This is a genomic window from Methylocella sp. CPCC 101449 (genome assembly GCF_031921685.1).
Taxonomy (GTDB): Bacteria; Pseudomonadota; Alphaproteobacteria; order Rhizobiales; family Beijerinckiaceae; genus Terripilifer.
This window is the reverse complement of the sequence record NZ_JAPDHU010000001.1, coordinates 1,791,213-1,807,644: the sequence shown is the minus strand read 5'-3', so window position 1 is coordinate 1,807,644 and position 16,432 is coordinate 1,791,213. Positions and strand designations below refer to the sequence as shown.

Here is a 16,432-nt window from a genome sequence, read left to right as displayed (position 1 = left end):
TGTTCCTCCCCAGAACAGCATTGCCAACGGCCTCGGTGGAGGCCTCATCTGAAGGGCGGAATTAAGGGCTCGACATCTATTAAACAATCGGCGATTAATTGATCAATTGATATGGAATTTATATCAATGTCATCCCGCATCACCTTGCGCCAGTTGCAAGCTTTCATCGCCGTGGCGCAGGCGCAGAGTTTCACCCGCGCGGCCGAACGGCTGAACCTGGCGCAACCGATCGTTTCCGGCCTCGTGCGCGATCTCGAGGCCGAAGTCGGCTTTCGCCTGTTCAACCGCACGACGCGCCGCGTCGAGCCGACCGATGCGGCACTTGAATTTCTGCACGACGTCGAACGCATCAACGACAATGTCGAAATGGCGTTGCGCCGCGCCCGCGACATCGGCCTGCGTCGCCGTGGCCATATCGCCGTCGGCGCACCGCCCCTGCTGGCGGCGGCGCTGATGCCCCATGCGATGGCCGACTTCGCGCAGCATTCGCCCGATGTCACCGTGACCCTGGTCGACCGGCCGATCGCCGATCTGCATCAGATGCTCAAGGACGGCGAATTGCATCTGGCGATCGGCACGTTCCTGCGGGTCGATCCGTCGATCACACGCCGCTCGCTGGTCACCGATTCCTTCTCGCTGCTCTGCCGCACCGATCATCCGCTGGCGGCGCTGAAGCGGCCACGCTGGCGTGATCTCGAAGGTCATGCCTTGATCGCGCTGCGTGGCGGCAACGGCATTCGCGAACAGCTCGAACGCGGTTACGCCGCCGCTGGACTAACAGCCGAGCCAGCGCATGAATTCAGCCAACTCGCCACCGTCATCGCCATGGTCGAAGCTGGCTTCGGCCTCACCGTTCTGCCACTTTACGGTTTGACGGCTCTGCCTTCCGACCAATTAATCGCACGGCCGCTGAACAGCCCTTCGCTCAAGCGTGACTTCGACGTCGTCCATCGCGCCGACCGCACCTTGTCGCCCGGTGCCCTCGCCTTCATCGACAGTTTGGGGCGCGCGGCGCGCGATCTGAAACGGCAGCACACCACCGCGGTGACGCGCGACTGAGCTATCGACCCAACGTCACCTTATAAAGCGTGATCGGCCGTGCCGCCCGCAGCGCCTGCGGCGATGGCGAAGGGGGCGGCTTGACGCAAGGCCCATCCCAGGCCGATTGGCCGAACGCATCGACCGCCCATTTGATCAGGCGGCGCGCTTCGCCGTTGCTGTCGGCCTTGCCCTGCGCCACCAGAATGCCGATGGCATCATAAAGCACCGCATTCGCTTCGATCAGACTGTAGCCATCAGGCGCTTCAGGCAGACGGCGGCAACGATGTTCGTTGAACAGCCAGTCGTGCAGGATATAGGCGGGTCCATAGGCCCAAGGCGAAAAGCCCTTCACGCTCCAGAATACACGCGGGATCGAGCCGCCGTCCGTATACATGCGGCCCGGCTGAATCGGCGGCTTGCCGGCCAAGGCGTAGATCAGCGGATATGTTGGATCAGGCACATAGATGAACCCGTCCTCGGAACTCCATTGCAGCAAGAGCGTGCCCTGCAAGCGCCCACGTGGCGGATCGGACAGACCCCCATCCAGGGAAGCGCAGCCGCTCATGATCACAGCGACACCAAGACATATCGCGCTCGATCGCACTCCTGGCATGGCCAGCCCCCTCAATCTCCACCGCAAAGACGGCGGGGATCGTAGCCGATCGGCAGGCAGGGGTGAACCGGCTCACACCGCCGACGCCACCGGCACGGCTTCCGGCACCGGCGCATCGGCCATGTCGCTGACATCGGTCGCCGCGCCGTTCAGGACCTGCCGGGCTTTCTCATGATCGAGATCCCCCTCCCAGGCAGCAACCACCACGGTTGCCACGCAATTGCCGATGAGATTGCCAAGCGCCCGGGCCATGCCGATGAACCAGTCGACGGAGAGCACCAGCACCAGACCGATGGCCGGGATCGACGGCACCGCATTCAAGGTCGCCGCCAGGATGACGATGGCCGAACCCGGCACGCCATGGGCGCCTTTGGAGGTGACGAGCGAAACGCCCAGCACCAACAGGAGATCGCCGAACGACAGCGGCGTATTGGTCGCCTGGGCGATGAAGACCACCGCCAGAGTAAGATAGATCGAGAAGGCATCGAGATTGAACGAATAGCCGGTCGGCACGACGAGGCCGACCGTCGACTTCTTGATGCCCATCACTTCGAGCTTGCGCATGATCTGCGGCAGCACCGCATCCGACGAGGCGGTGCTGAGCACGATCGTCAATTCCTCGCGCATATAAGCCAAGAACTTGAACAGATTGATCCCGGCCATCCGCATCACCGCGCCGAGCACGACGAAGACGAACAGCAGCACCGACACATAATAGAGCACCACCAGCGACAGGAGCTGTTTCAGCGATCCCACGCCATAGCGACCGACGGTGTAGGCGACCGCGCCCAGCACGCCGAGCGGCGCCACGCGCACGATCAGGCTCATCGCCTTGAACAGCACGCCCGACACCGCCTCGATCATCTCGGAGACTTTCTGCGCCTGCGAGCCGCGATAAAGCGCCAGGCTGACACCGAACAGAACGGCGAAGAACAGCACCTGCAACACGTCGTTGCGCGCCAGCGCATCGAACGACGTACTCGGAATGATGTTGAGAATGAAGGCGGACAGGCCGCCGCCCTGCAGCTTGTGCGCATTGTCGGCATAACTGCCGAGCGCCTTGCCATCAAGCGTTGCCGTATTGATGTTCATGCCGTGGCCCGGCCCGAACAGATAGGCCAACAGAATGCCGAGCGCCAAAGCGATGGTGGTCATCACTTCGAAATAGACCAGCGCCTTGACGCCGACACGCCCCACCTTCTTCAGATCGCCAGCGCCGGCGATGCCATGCACCACCACGCAGAAGACGATCGGCGCGACGATCATCGAGATCAGCTTGAGGAAGCCGTCGCTCAGCACTTTGAGCTGCACGGCGAAATCGGGCGCCGCCATGCCCAGCACAATGCCAAGCAAGAGCGCGATGATCACCTGAACGAACAAGGATTTATAGAGCGGCGTGGCGCTTTTCACCGCTTCCGCCGGAGCGGCCACTGAGGCTGACATCGCATCCCTCCTATAGCGTTTTGCAGTTTGACGTAGTCAAACGCCACAAAGACGCGTCGAAACAAAGATCCCAGGCACAATTGCGTTTCTATGGAAACGCAATTTGCTTGGGTGGTCGACCGGGCTCCTCTGCAAGCCCGGTGAGAAGGATGAGAAAGCAAGCGATATGCCACGCGATCAGAGCGATCTTGCCCCAGTTCAGCCGATTTCTGTTGTCATGAGTCCAGCGTAAGACGCGGGCTGAACTGCATTTTCAGCGACAAAACGGATAGTGCGGGCACTTGAATGATCTATACACGACGGAATTTTATGATCGCGACCGGCGGCCTCATGCTCACCGCCACAAACGTTTCAGCGCAAGACAGCCTGCATGAATTGACCGACGACAGCGGCAAGCCGGTGGTCAATTACAAGCTGCCGTCGGAACTCTCCGTCGATAGCCTGCCGGGCATCCTCTGGATCGGACCGGAATCGCCCGACGTGATCCTCACCGAATTCTCCGATTTCAACTGCCCCTTCTGCAAGCGCGCGGCGCGCGATCTGGAAAGCCTGCGCCAGAAGGACAAGGGGCTGCGCATCGGCATGGTGCAGAACGCCGTGCTCGGCCTCGATTCCTTTCAAGCCGCGCGTGTCTTTCTCGCCGTGCTGCGGATGCATGGGCCGCAGCCGGCCCATCGCATGCGCACCGAACTCTTCGCCCATCGCGGTACGGTCGGCGGCCGCACCGCGCTCGATGTCGCCGAGAAGCTGAAACTCGATGTCGGCAAGGTCGAGGCACAGGCCGATGATCCGGTGATCGGCGAGGCCCTTAAGAAACATATCAAACTGTCCGAGAATCTCGGCTTCAACGCCACGCCGTCCTATACGCTCAATGGCGTCGGCATTCTCGGCTATCCCGGCCCCAAGACCGTCGCGCGCCTCGTCGCTTCCGTGCGCGAGTGCGACGACCTCACCTGCGGTTAGCTCGACTCCCCGCCATCCCGTCCCTGCGCCTGCAAGTTGGCGCGGTGGCGGGCGCGGATTTCGCGCGGCGATGAGCCAAAGCGACGGCGGAACGTGCGGTTGAAGTAAGACAGATCGTCGAAACCGACATCAAAGGCGATGCTGCTGATCGGCCGCGTCTGCGCTTCCGAGGATTGCAGCAGCAGCAGCGCCCGTTCCAGCCGCCGGCGCAGCACATATTCCGAGAAAGTGCCGCCTTCCGCCTCGAACAGTTTTTGCAGATAGCGCGTGCTGACGCCGTGCTGGCTCGCCACCTCCTGCGCCGACAGCGAATGCTGATCGAGCCGTGCCTCGATTTCGGCCATGATGGCGCGCAGGCGCATGGCCGGACGCGGCGCCTGTTCGAGAGCCGGCGTCTCGAACATATTGGCGACGAGATCGCGCATATAACGCATCGACAGATCCTGCAGGCCGTCGCTGTTCATCGGCAGAAGGCCGCGCATCAGCGCCGCCGCGTAATGGCCGAGCAGCAACAGCGCGCCATTGTCCTGGCCGAATTTGCGTAAGGCCACGTCGGCAAACGGATCGTCGCCGTCACTGCGCGGCAGCAAAAAGCAATCGAGCCGATCGACATCCGTGAGGATGAAGCGCGCCGCCTTGGCGCAGGAGACAATCGCCGCTTCGCGCGATGCCACGACCACCTGCGTGCCCGCCTGATGCACGACGATGATGCCGTTCGACGGCCGCACGACGAGAGCGCTCGCCTCAGCCAAAGCCTCGAAGGCCCAGAGCGGCGCCGGATCGAAACAGGACATCAGCCCGACGTCGGGCTCCATGCGCAAGATCGCCTTGGCTTCGAAAGGCACATCGCGCGAAGATTCAAGACGGCGCGGCTGCCCTGCCAGCCCCGGCGTCTTGAAGTCGGGCAGATTGCGATGCGTGCGCGCATTGTCGGCGACGAGCCAGATCGGCGTCAGCCGCTGTCGCCCGACGGCCACAGGCCCGTGCCGCGTGCGCTTTGTTCGCCTGAGTCCGCTTTCCAATTCGCCCATGTCCAAGATGCCGAAGCGTCAACGCTCTAGTGCAATTCACTACATCTATGGCGATGGGCGACGTTTGGAAAGCATTGCGGCAGTAGACGCAAATTAAAACAGTTCCAAACAACAACACATCCGCCGCCATAACAGCCGAAAGCTTGCAGACAGCATGGGCTGAAAAGAAATACATAAGGGGCGTGCTGATGATGATGCGAAGAATCCTTTTGTCGACCACGGCGTTTGGCGTGAGTTGCGGCCTCCTGGCGCTCCCCGCCCTGGCGCAACAGAACGGTAGCCAAAACGGTAGTTATGTCGAACTCGACACGATCACCGTGACGGCGGCCCGTGCCGAACGCTCCCTGTCGGACATTCCGCAGTCGGTGCAGGTGATCGACAAGAAGGAAATCGAGACCCAGGTGCAGCAAGCCGGCAGTGCCTCGGCGGCCCTGGCCAAGATCGTGCCCGGCTTCTCGATGTCGAACCAGACGGTGTCCGGCGCCTCGGAAACCTATCGCGGCCGCGACCTCTTGGTGCTCGTCGACGGCGTGCCGCTGAACACGCCGCTGCGCGATGTCTCTCGCATTCTCTCGCTCATCGATCTCAATTCGGTCGAACGCATCGAAATGGTGTCGGGCGCTTCCAGTCTCTATGGCGCCGGCGCCACCGGCGGCACGGTCAATTTCATCACCAAGCGGGCTGAAGCAGGCCCGCCGAAGATCACCATCAATTCGGCGCTGCGCGGCTTCACCGCCCATCCGGCCGAATCCATTTCGCCAGAAGTGTCGGCCACCATTTCCGGCAAGGTCGAGAACGGCTTCGACTATGTCTTCGTCGGCTCTGGCCGCGTCGCCCGCCGCACCTTCGACGGCGCAGGGCGCGAACTGCCGTCCGATTCCATGCTCGGCCAAGGCGGCGGCGACCGTTTCAACAGCGGCAATCTCTTCGCCAAGATCGGCCGCGACTTCGACGGCGGCAAGCGTTTCGAAATGTCGGCCAACTGGCTCACCTTCAACCAGTCGCCGCAATATATGACGAGCTATGCCGGCCCCTATGCGCGGCCCGATTACACGCAGCCCTATACGGGCCTCAGCGTGCTGGAGAACACCAAGTCCTTCACCGCCCGCTACAGCGACAAGGAATTCATCCTCGGCTCGCTCAATGCGGTCGCCTTCTACAACGACATCGAGAAGCGCTTCAATTACTCGACCTTCTCCTATCCTTATAACTCGCAGGTCTATTATTCCTTCGACCCGCGCAATCCGACGAGCCCCTATAACCAGACGACGCTCTATTCGAAGCGCGGCGGCGTCAATCTGACCATCGATACGCCGCTCGACCCAGTCTGGCAGGGCGCCAAGTTCACCTGGGGCGGCGACGTCATTCATGAGCGTACGCACCAGACGCTGACCAACGGCCAGGACGTGTTCACGCCGCTGAGCCAAACCACCAAAGCGGTCTTCGGCCTCCTGCAAGTGCCGCTCACCGAACGCCTCACCGTGCGCGGCGGCGTGCGCTATGAACATTTCGCCTTGGATGTCGACGGCTTCACCCGCCCCGCCGCCTATGCGGCCGTGGCGGCGCGCACGGCGCTTGGCTATCAGCCATTCGTCCTGCCGGCGCTGAATGTCATCGGCGGCAAGTTCAATTATTCGTCGCCGACCTTCAACATCGGCGCCACCTTCAAACTGACCGAGACGAGCGAGATCTTCGGCGGCTTCTCGCAGGGCTTCGCTTTGCCTGACGTCGGCGCCTATACACGCCGCGCCGGCCTCTCCACTGCTTATGCCTGCCCGGTCACCGCGCCGAACTGCCTTCCCGCCTCGCGTAGCACGATCAGCTATGCGATGATCGGCCCCTCGGCGCAGATCGTCGACAATTACGAACTGGGCGTGCGCGGCTCCATCGGCCGTTTCAAGGGCAGCCTCACCGGCTTCATCAGCACGTCCGACAAGGGCGTCACCTTCGATCCGCTGACCAATGTCATCTCGCAGCAGAAGGAATTCATCTACGGCGCCGAATTCACCGGCGAATATGCGCTGACGGATCAGTTCACCTTCGGCGGCATGCTCGGCTATCGCGAGGGCCGTTACGACAGCAACAAGGACGGCAAGCTCGATAGCTGGCTGCCCAACAACCGCATCGCCACGCCGCTGCGCGGCATGGCCTTCGGCAGCTATCGCTTCGACAATGGCATCACCACCCGCGTCGAAGTGGAAGCCTATAGCGGCCGCAACCAGGCGATCGATCTCGCCGGCACGCGCTACAAGATCCCCTCCGGTGCCACGGTCAATGTGGCCTTCACCGCGCCGCTGCTGGGTGGCGAAGCCTATCTGTCGGCCAACAATCTGTTCAACGCGAACTTGCAGAATCCGACTGCGACATCCGTGCGCAATCTGCCCGTCTATTCCTGGGGCCGTACGGTGACGTTCGGCTACCGCAAAACGTTCTGAGAAACTCATGGTAACGTTGGAACAACAAGGCGGCTGGCAGGTTCTACGCTTCCTGCCGCCTTACGCCGAGACCGACGAGCGCGCCTATCTCGACGCCCTCGTCGAAATAGGGCGCTACGACGGCGATTTCGTCCTGCTGACGATTTTCGCCGGCGGCGGCCGGTTGTCGCAAGCTGGCGAACGCGAACAGGCTCTCTGGTTCAAGGCGACGCGGGCGCACTTCGGCAAGCGTTGCAAGGCCATCGCCATGGTGCGCCCGGGCGCCACCGAGAAAATGGCCGAAACCTTTCGCAAGCTCTGGCCGATGCCGATCGCCGCCACCCATGACGAGGCGGAGGCGCGCGCCTTCCTGGCTCAACATATGGCAACCACATGAGCGCTGTCACGACATCAGCTCCACCCATCGGCCGCTGGCGGCTGTTCGTCGTGCTCGGCGGGCTCTATCTGGCACAGTCGATCCCGTCCTATCTCATCGCCGCCGCTTTGCCGCCGATCATGCGCGAAGCCGGCGTGTCACGCACCGCCATCGGCTATCTCAGCCTGCTGTTCCTGCCGCTGGTGCTGAAATTCCTCTGGGCGCCTTATGTCGATCGTTTGCGCCCCTTCGCCCGCGCCCATCGCGCCGGCTGGATCATCGTCACACAAACCGGCGTCATCCTTTGCATTCTGGCGCTGCTGCCGCTCGGCCCAACCCATGTGATCGGCATCATCGCGGTCGGCTTCGTCGCGTCGCTGCTCATCTCGACGCAGGACATCGCCACCGACGGCTATGCGGCGAAATATCTGCCGCCCGAGGATCGCGCCATCGGCAATGCCATTCAGGGTGGGTCCATCGCCTTCGGCGTGGTGATCGGCGGCACCTTCGGCCTGCTGCTCTATCATTATGCTGGCTGGACGACGATGCTGCTGGTCATCGCCGCTTTTTCGCTGCTGCCGCTGATCGCCGCTTTTGCCATGCGCGAGAGCGATCCAGTCGCGCCGCAGCAGGCGCCACGCCCCTCCATCATGACCTTCCTGCGCCGCACCGAGGTGCGCCAGGTGCTGTGGATCGCGCTGATCTACCGCGTCAGCGAAGGCCTGGTGAAGGCGATGGAAGGGCCTTACCTCGTCGATGCCGGCGTGCCCTTGAATCAGATCGGCTATCTCTCCGGGATTTCGGCGACCACCGCTGGCCTCGCCGGCGCGGTTATCGCGGCCGTACTGGTGCGCCGCTTCGGCACGGCGACCACATTGGGCCTGCTCGGCCTCTTGCGCACGCTCTGCTTTGCGCTCTTCGCCGCCCATGCCTTGGGCTGGGTCACCGGCACGCTGCCTTTGTTCGGCGCCGCCGGCTTTCAAACCCTCATCCGCTATATGGAAATCGTCGCGCTCTATTCGCTGTTCATGTCGGTGACGTCATCGAGCCAACCCGGCACCGATTTCACCATCCTCGCCTGCGCGCAGCTCATCGTCTATCTCGTCGGCTCGATGCTGTCGGGCAAGATCGCCGATCTCATGGGCTACGGTCAGCTCTTCAGCCTCGCCACGGCGCTGTCGGCCATAGCGGTGCTCGCCACCTTGCACATCCTCGTCTCGCTGCACCGCGAGGAAGTGCCACGAAGTCAGACCTAACACGCATTGATCACGCCACGTCGGGCCCGCGGCGCGACGTGCCTTCCCGATATCCTCGGACGGTGGAGGACGGCAGGTGAGTCTGGAGCGTCCCACCGCGCACGCTGTCGACGACGGCCTTTGCGCCGCGACGCACCGAGCTAGCTTACAATAACTATAGCGTTAGAAACGCCAGCCTTCGGTTTCCATAAACTGCTGAACAGTCATACACGGCACACCAAAGTGCTGACATATGTTTGGGATTTTGGCGGCGTGCGGCTTCAGGAGCTCCGTCGTAACAACGGTTCTGTCTTCAATCTTTGCCTTGGCAATAACAAATGGATCGGCAATACGCCCGCCTTTCAACAACTTCTGTTGCTCGATATTATGTTGAAAGTGGCGCTCAGCATAAATTTGGGTGATGAAAGTTGCTTCAGCGGCCGTCGGTGCAGCGAAGATATCAAGGTGATTTCCTGCCCACTCTCTTAACCGCTCCAACGAGCCATCTTCTATTTCGCCTAGCACTTCCCGAACAGAGACAATTCGAGACTCAGCTACAAGCTGATCAAAATTCTCCCACAGCGTGACAAAGATACTAGGGAAGAAATTCCGAAAAAGCTGGGAGAATGGCCCGTTGTCAAAAACGTAGCTCATGCAGCTGCATTCCCGATAAACCGCTCCTCCAACGTACTCAGGTTCCTAGGCTTGGTATCGAGAAACTCCGCCAACTTACCCTCAGAAATTCGATTCTGATGATAGGCGGCTAGCGCTAGAGCAACATAATCTCTCGGCAGATAGGCCAACTTAGTGTTGTAATAATTTCCGCCTGCACCTTCCCCGCCTTCGTTGTTCCAGCGCTCTGCCGCTTCTTCATACTGCCGCAGCGAGATTTCTCGTCGATCCAAAAAGCGGCGGAAGATCGATTCTCGGCTTACATGGAAACGCGCGGCCAATAGTTGAGCCGTTTCCTCGCTAGCAGCCAACCCCCGTCGGGCTTGCTCGAAAACCGCCGCCGGCAACAAAAACTCCGCAGCAAATCGATTACAGAACACCTCAATCTGACGGGACTGACCGGGTCGAGCTTCAATTTCACTTAAAGAGTCTATTCCACTCGTCTCAAATAGGAGATGAGCAAGCTCGTGAAAGATCGTGAACATCTGTCGAGTTTTCGAGCAGCTGTTGTTCAGATAGATGATTGGGAATTCATTATCGACCAAACAGAAGCCGGAATAGTCTGCCGCTTGAAACGCATCTTTGAAGATAAAAACGCCGAATTTCTGCAAACTATCTCGCCAAGCTTTCAGCGCACTATCATCATTGAGCCACGCAATTTGCTGATCAATTGAAATACCTAAATATTCTCGAACTTCGCGGGCCATAGTCACCACAGATTCTGCAGGCGAGAACCTTAGATCCCTCGTTATTAGGCGAGGCATCGGATTTCGGCCTCCGCACAACTCGATAAGATTGAGTTGCAGAGCTTTCGCTTTTCGCAGCAGTAATTTCATCCGACTTGGCAGTCGATCCAGCACGGCTTGAGGCAAGGTACGGAACGTTTCTTCTATCGGCGGAGTTCTCGGTTCCTCTGGGAAGAAAAAAACTGCGACCGGAACTTTTAGCTTTACCGACAAATTCTCTAGCTGCCGATACGTCGGATAGCTATCACCCACCTCCCATTGCGCAATCTTGGGAAATTCTCGCTCCATATCCGCGAGCGCAAATCCTGCACGCTTACGCGCCCAAGTAACAATAGCCGGGGTAATTGGGATTTGTTCGCTCGGCATCACATCAACTGCTTGATCTGATATATCTTTAACCACATCTGCTTAAGACGCAATCGTCAGCGTACTATGTGTAATCTAAAGCGTCCGCCCCGCCGCGCGCAGCGCCGTCGACGATAGATCCGAGCGCGGGCCGTGCAGGAAGGTGAAGGCCGGGGCTTTCAGATCGGGGAGGATGGAACTGTCACCTTCATCGATACGATGCGGCGCGAGCCAGGCCGAGGCGCGGCTATGCGCGCCCTTCAGGGTCGATTGCGGCCGGTCGATCACCGCGATCGGAATAAGCGAGGCAATGTCCTGCCAGCGCTGCCAGCGATGGAAGCCGACCAGATTGTCGGCGCCCATTAGCCAGACGAAACGCACCGTCGGACAGCGCAAGGTCAGATAGCGCACCGTGTCATAGGTGTAGCGCGTGCCGATTTCCGCCTCGACGCCGGTGACGATAATGCGCGGATGGGCCGCCACCGCCTGGGCCGCCGCCATGCGCACGGCCAAAGGCGGCAAACCGCTGTTTTCCTTCAGCGGATTGCCTGGTGTCACCAGCCACCACACCGCATCGAGCCGCAGCCGCTTCAGGGCCGTGGTGCTGACCAGCCGATGGCCGTCATGGGGAGGATTGAACGTACCGCCGAACAGGCCGATGCGCTGGCCCGCCCCATGCGGCGGCAGGCGCGCCGGCACCCGCCCCGGAACCGGGGGCTGGACCCGCGCCAGGGCGGGCTCTGCCATGCGATCGGGAGGATCGCCGCCTCCAGGTGCCGTTATGCTCATTTGGAACATATTTATCGCCGGCTCCAAGGCCTGCGCAAGAGGCGCGGCCATCACGGTGAATCAGGGCCTGGTTTGGCCCGAACCGTGGATGCGGTATTTGAAGGAGGTGAGCTGTTCGAGCGCCACCGGGCCGCGCGCATGCATCCGGCCCGTGGCAATGCCGATCTCGGCGCCAAAGCCAAACTCGCCGCCATCGGCGAATTGCGTCGAGGCATTGTGCAGCACGATGGCTGAATCGACCTCGCGCAGGAAGCGATCGGCGGCGGCCTGATCCTGCGTGATGATGCAATCGGTATGATGCGAACCGTAGCGCTCGATATGCGCGATAGCGGCATCGAGCCCGTCGACCACTTTCGCCGAGATGATCGCGTCGAGATATTCGGTCGACCAATCCTGTTCGCTCGCCGGCACGACACGCGGATCGGCGCCGCGCAAGGTTTCGTCGCCGCGCACTTCGCAGCCGAGATCGAGCAGCATTTTCACCAACGCCGGACCGTGGCTCTGCGCCACCTGGCGATCGATCAGCAGGGTTTCCGTCGCGCCGCAAACGCCGGTGCGGCGCAGCTTGCCGTTGCGCAGCAGCTCCAGCGCCATGTCGAGCTTCGCCTTGTCGTGCACATACATATGCACGATGCCTTCGAGATGCGCGAAGACCGGCACGCGCGCCTCATCCTGCACGCGCGCGACAAGCGACTTGCCGCCGCGCGGCACGATCACATCGATCGCGCCATCGAGACCTTTCAGCATTTCACCCACGGCGGCGCGGTCCGTGACCGGCACGATCTGGATTGCCGTTTCCGGCAGACCGGCGGCGCGCAGCCCTTCGACGAGACAGGCGTGGATGGCGCGCGAGGAATGGAAACTGTCGGAACCGCCGCGCAGGATCGCCGCATTGCCGGCCTTCAAGCACAGGGCGCCGGCATCGGCCGTCACATTGGGGCGGCTTTCGTAGATCACGCCGATGACGCCAAGCGGCGTCGCGACACGTTCGATCTTCAAACCGTTCGGACGCTCGAAGGTCGACAATACGCGGCCCACCGGATCGGGCAGTTCGGCGATTTCGTCGAGACCACGCGCCATGGCTTCGACACGGCCGGCATCGAGCATCAGCCGATCGAGATTGGCCTTCGACACGCCGGCCTTGGTGGCGGCCTCCATGTCCGTGCGGTTGGCAGCGATGATCTTCTCAACATCGCGCCGCAGCGCCGCGGCCGCCTTGGTCAGGGCCAGGTTCTTGGCCTGCGTCGAGGCAAGGCCCAGGGCATGGACAGCCGCGCGGGCCTGCGCGCCCAGACCCTTCATCAGGGCAGGCACATCGGCAGGCACTTGGCCAGACGTGGAAACGGGCTGAACGTGGCTATTCATGGCCGTGCCTATAACACCGGCGCCGCAACAGCGCCACCCGCGCGGACCATGCAGCGGCCATGCGTGAACCGGGGCCGATAGCGCTCAGGCACGGCAAAATGCAGAGGTCTAACGCGTTTCGACGGTAATATGCGCCAGTTCGTGCACTGGCCGCAGCCGGCGGCGGACGGTGTCGCTATCGATCCCGCCGGTCACGCTGACGATTGCCGCATGGGCCCCCGGCCCGACGCGCCAGATGTGCAGGTCGGTGATCCGCGCGTCACCCGGGCTCTCCACCTCCTGGCGCACCTCCGCCTCCAGATGCGGATCGGAGGCATCGAGCAGGACCGTGGCCGTGTCGCGCAACAAGCTCCACGACCAGATGGCGATGACGACAGCGCCGACGATGCCCATCACCGGATCGAGCCAGACCCAGCCGAGATAACGGCCCAACAGCAGAGCGGCGATCGCCAGGACGGAGGTCAAGGCATCGGCCAGCACATGGACGAAAGCGGAGCGGAAATTGTTGTCGCGGTGACGGTGATCGTGCCCATGGTCGTGATCGTGATCATGGTCGTGCCCATGACTATGACTACCCGCCAGCAGGAAGGCGCTGGCAATGTTCACCGCCAGACCGAGCACCGCCACCAACGTCGCCTCGGTGAACGCCACCGGGCGCGGATCAAACAGGCGCGCCACCGATTCAACGCCGATGCCCAAGGCAATCAGCGCCAGCACCAGCGCCGACGCAAAGCCTGCAAGATCGCCGACTTTGCCCGTGCCGAAGCTGAAACGGCGATCGTGCGCATGTCGGCGCGCGAAAGCATAAGCGGCGGCAGCCACGGCCAATGCACCGGCATGGGTCGCCATGTGAACGCCATCGGCCAGCAAAGCCATCGAGTTGAAAATACTGCCGGCGATGATCTCGCCGACCATCATCACCGCCGTCAGCCCGACAACCCACAAAGTGCGGCGGGCGTTTTCGTCGTGCCGGTCGCCCAGAAACACATGGTCATGACGCAAAGCGTCGGTCTCGGCAGGCATGGCACGGCTCCAAACTCTGGGTTTACTCAGCTTCTACTTGGCGTACCGGCGCACCACGGCGATCAGCTCTTCGGCGCCGGCTGAACGCGCATCGTCGGTGAGGCCAGGATGGGCGACATGCTCGCGGACATGATCCTCGATCAACTCGTCCATCAGCCCATGCACGGCGCCGCGCACCCCTGCCACCTGATGCAGGATCACGGAGCAGCCGGCTTCGGCCTCGATCGCCTTCTCGACGGCAGCCATCTGCCCGGCGATCCGCCGAACCCGCGCCAGGAGCTGATCTTTATTCGATGTGGTATGTGACATAGCATACCCCCCTATACTATATAGTTGCCCGTGACAAGCCTCCTCCCAGGGGCCGCAGTCTTCCCAGGTCAGAGCTGAACCACTTCTCCGTCTTCCTTGGTGAAGCTCTGGGGTTTCCGATCGAGCAGCGCGAGCACGGCTTCGGACGGACGGCAGAGCTTCACGCCCTTCGGCGTGACCACGATGGGTCGGTTCACCAGGATCGGATGCGCCACCATCGCTTCGAGAAGCTGCGAATCGCTGACGCCTGGATCGAGCAGTCCGAGTTCGGCCGCCGGCGTTCCCTTTTGGCGCAGGACATCGCGGGCCCCCACATGCATCGCCGCGAACAAATCTTGCAGCCCCGTGCGCGTCCAGCCCACTTTCAAATATTCGATGACGGTCGGCTCGTATCCGGCCGCCCTGATCATCGCCAATGTGTTGCGGGACGTGCCGCAATCGGGATTGTGATAAATCGTAATCGGAAAATCATTCATGCGGTTCGTCCTCTCGGAAAAGCCAGCCGCCCAACGCCAGCGCCGAACAGGCGCCGGCGCATTGAGCCGCGATGAACAGGGGAACGGACGACGGCGCGATGCCGGCGAAGCTGTCGCTCAAGGATCGCGCCACCGTCACCGCCGGATTGGCGAAGGACGTCGAGGCCGTGAACCAATAGGCCGAGGTGATATAGAGCCCGACGATAAAGGCGGTTGCATCCGGCCGGAAGCGCAGCGTGCCGAGGATCGCGATGATCAGCCCGAAGGTTGCGACGGCTTCCGAGAACGCCAGCGCCGGCCCATCGCGCAGCTTTGTCGAAACCTGCATGATGGATTCGCCGAACATCGCATGCGCGATCCAGACGCCGATGAGAGCGCTGACAAATTGCACGGCGATATAGGCCGCCGCTGTTAACCCATCGATCTCGCGGCGCAACGCGAAAACCATTGTGACGACAGGATTGAAATGCGCGCCAGAGAGCGGCCCGAATGCCGTGATCAGAACGGCAAGGCCGGCCCCTGTCGACACCGTGTTGCCGAGAAGCGCCAGTGCGACATGTCCTTGCGCCAAGCGCTCGCCCATGATCCCCGAGCCGATGACGATGGCCAGGAGGAGCACTGTTCCCAGCGCTTCGGCAACCAGCCGGCGGGGCAGATCGAAAACCTGTCGCGACGAACCTCGATCGGAACAGATCAGGTTGGCATCGCCGACATCAAGCATGATCAGCAGGCCGATGCAACAGGCTTGGCCGAAGCGCCGCAACACGCGGCTTTCGGCGCCTGCGGCTGATCATCCTCGCCATACACGGGCGCGTCGCCAAACGTGTAGAACGTCTCCCAGCTCAGCCCCGAAGGATCATTGACCCAGGCCTTGTCGGAACGGGCATAGCAGCACGTTGCCGCCTCTTGATCACGTGTCGTCTCGCCCGCCGCCTTCAGCCGGCTCGCAAGCTCGCTCAATTCCTCGGCCGTCTCGACCTGAATACCCAGATGATCAAGACCGGCGGTAACGGCTCGCTTCGAAATGGCGAAATTGATGCGTGGATCCTCCAACATCCATTTCGCATAGTCCGGCTTCACCACATCCGGCACGGCACCGAACAAGGTCGAGTAGAACCCGATCGATTTGCTGAGATCATCGACAGCGACATGCAGGTGAAGACGTTTCATGACCGGACCTCTTTCGATGGCGCGCAACAGGCGCGACTGGCGACCTCCGCCAGAGGCGCGCAGACCTCCGGACGGCCCTGACAACAATCTTCCATGAGATAGACGAGCAATTGGCTCATCCCCTCGAAGTCGGCGGCATAGATGATGGAGCGCCCGTCGCGGCGGCTGACGATGAGGCCGGCATTCGACAGGATCGTCAGTTGCGCCGACAGCGTATTGGGCGTGATCTGGAGGGCGCGGGCGATCTCGCCGGCGGCGAGCCCATCGGGGCCGGCTTTGATCAGCAGCCGGAAAACCGCCAGGCGATTGTCCTGCGCGAGGGCCGAAAGGCGTTTGATAGCAAGATTTGATTCCATATTTCCATGATCATAGAAATATAGAAGTGAGTCAAGGCACCGTTTTGACCTGGGTAAAGGGGCAC

18 protein-coding genes are annotated in these 16,432 nt (G+C 61.6%); 5 read left to right on the top strand and 13 right to left on the bottom strand.

The genetic code is table 11. The annotated features are described in order from the left end of the window. Nucleotides 1-126: 126 nt before the first annotated feature. Nucleotides 127-1,059 carry a LysR family transcriptional regulator gene (locus OIM99_RS08355; RefSeq protein ID WP_311849875.1) on the top strand — a complete coding sequence of 311 codons (933 nt, stop codon included), beginning with the start codon at nt 127-129 and terminating at the stop codon, nt 1,057-1,059. A gap of 1 nt (nt 1,060) precedes the next feature. On the opposite strand, the gene OIM99_RS08350 is transcribed toward OIM99_RS08355, so the two are convergent. Further along, nucleotides 1,061-1,606 carry a DUF1353 domain-containing protein gene (locus OIM99_RS08350; RefSeq protein ID WP_311849874.1) on the bottom strand — a complete coding sequence of 182 codons (546 nt, stop codon included), beginning with the start codon at nt 1,604-1,606 and terminating at the stop codon, nt 1,061-1,063. Between the two features lie 120 nt (nt 1,607-1,726). Then, nucleotides 1,727-3,097: a dicarboxylate/amino acid:cation symporter gene (locus OIM99_RS08345; protein WP_311849873.1), complete on the bottom strand. Its 1,371-nt coding sequence runs from the start codon at nt 3,095-3,097 to the stop codon at nt 1,727-1,729. Nucleotides 3,098-3,427: 330 nt separating this feature from the next. On the opposite strand from OIM99_RS08345, the gene OIM99_RS08340 reads away from it, so the two are divergent. Then, on the top strand, nt 3,428-4,060 hold the full coding sequence (locus OIM99_RS08340) for a DsbA family protein (protein WP_311849872.1): 633 nt from the start codon (nt 3,428-3,430) through the stop codon (nt 4,058-4,060). Here the strand turns inward: OIM99_RS08340 and OIM99_RS08335 are convergent. Then, nucleotides 4,057-5,037, bottom strand: a complete 981-nt coding sequence (locus OIM99_RS08335) for an AraC family transcriptional regulator (RefSeq protein WP_311849871.1) — start codon at nt 5,035-5,037, stop codon at nt 4,057-4,059. The two genes, OIM99_RS08340 and OIM99_RS08335, sit on opposite strands and share 4 nt — an antisense overlap. 242 nt (nt 5,038-5,279) lie before the next feature. Between OIM99_RS08335 and OIM99_RS08330 the strand changes: the two genes are divergently transcribed. Genes OIM99_RS08330 through OIM99_RS08320 form a run of 3 tightly spaced genes read left to right on the top strand, consistent with a single transcriptional unit; the run spans nt 5,280 to nt 9,137 of the window. Beyond that, on the top strand, nt 5,280-7,526 hold the full coding sequence (locus OIM99_RS08330; protein WP_311849870.1) for a TonB-dependent receptor domain-containing protein: 2,247 nt from the start codon (nt 5,280-5,282) through the stop codon (nt 7,524-7,526). Between the two features lie 7 nt (nt 7,527-7,533). After that, the gene (locus OIM99_RS08325; RefSeq protein WP_311849869.1) at nt 7,534-7,902 is read left to right on the top strand and encodes a hypothetical protein; all 369 of its coding nucleotides are present in this window, start codon (nt 7,534-7,536) and stop codon (nt 7,900-7,902) included. Then, entirely contained in the window at nt 7,899-9,137 is a 1,239-nt protein-coding gene (locus tag OIM99_RS08320) for an MFS transporter (protein WP_311849868.1), read from the top strand. Before OIM99_RS08325 ends, OIM99_RS08320 begins: the two co-directional genes overlap by 4 nt. Nucleotides 9,138-9,299: 162 nt before the next feature. Here the strand turns inward: OIM99_RS08320 and OIM99_RS08315 are convergent, their stop codons facing one another. From OIM99_RS08315 to OIM99_RS08270, 10 genes are all read right to left on the bottom strand, one after another. Next, entirely contained in the window at nt 9,300-9,770 is a 471-nt protein-coding gene (locus tag OIM99_RS08315) for a DUF4411 family protein (RefSeq protein WP_311849867.1), read from the bottom strand. Beyond that, entirely contained in the window at nt 9,767-10,900 is a 1,134-nt protein-coding gene (locus OIM99_RS08310) for an ImmA/IrrE family metallo-endopeptidase (RefSeq protein WP_311849866.1), read from the bottom strand. The genes OIM99_RS08315 and OIM99_RS08310 overlap by 4 nt, the downstream gene beginning before the upstream one ends. Nucleotides 10,901-10,975: 75 nt before the next feature. Continuing rightward, a complete protein-coding gene (locus OIM99_RS08305) occupies nt 10,976-11,626 on the bottom strand; it encodes a nicotinate-nucleotide adenylyltransferase (RefSeq protein ID WP_311849865.1) in 651 nt (216 codons plus the stop codon). 102 nt (nt 11,627-11,728) lie between these two features. Beyond that, nucleotides 11,729-13,033, bottom strand: coding sequence for a glutamate-5-semialdehyde dehydrogenase (locus OIM99_RS08300; protein WP_311849864.1), 1,305 nt, complete (start codon nt 13,031-13,033; stop codon nt 11,729-11,731). Between the two features lie 108 nt (nt 13,034-13,141). Continuing rightward, nucleotides 13,142-14,056 (bottom strand): CDF family Co(II)/Ni(II) efflux transporter DmeF, encoded by a 915-nt coding sequence (dmeF, locus tag OIM99_RS08295; protein WP_311849863.1) that lies wholly within the window; start codon nt 14,054-14,056, stop codon nt 13,142-13,144. A gap of 33 nt (nt 14,057-14,089) precedes the next feature. Further along, nucleotides 14,090-14,365 (bottom strand): metal/formaldehyde-sensitive transcriptional repressor, encoded by a 276-nt coding sequence (locus tag OIM99_RS08290; protein WP_311849862.1) that lies wholly within the window; start codon nt 14,363-14,365, stop codon nt 14,090-14,092. A gap of 68 nt (nt 14,366-14,433) precedes the next feature. Further along, entirely contained in the window at nt 14,434-14,841 is a 408-nt protein-coding gene (arsC, locus tag OIM99_RS08285) for an arsenate reductase (glutaredoxin) (protein WP_311849861.1), read from the bottom strand. Next, on the bottom strand, nt 14,834-15,562 hold the full coding sequence (locus OIM99_RS08280; RefSeq protein ID WP_311850372.1) for an MIP/aquaporin family protein: 729 nt from the start codon (nt 15,560-15,562) through the stop codon (nt 14,834-14,836). The genes arsC and OIM99_RS08280 overlap by 8 nt, the downstream gene beginning before the upstream one ends. Nucleotides 15,563-15,564: 2 nt before the next feature. Next, nucleotides 15,565-16,011, bottom strand: a complete 447-nt coding sequence (locus tag OIM99_RS08275; RefSeq protein WP_311849860.1) for an ArsI/CadI family heavy metal resistance metalloenzyme — start codon at nt 16,009-16,011, stop codon at nt 15,565-15,567. Beyond that, nucleotides 16,008-16,367 (bottom strand): metalloregulator ArsR/SmtB family transcription factor, encoded by a 360-nt coding sequence (locus OIM99_RS08270; RefSeq protein ID WP_311849859.1) that lies wholly within the window; start codon nt 16,365-16,367, stop codon nt 16,008-16,010. Before OIM99_RS08270 ends, OIM99_RS08275 begins: the two co-directional genes overlap by 4 nt. Nucleotides 16,368-16,432 lie beyond the last annotated feature (65 nt).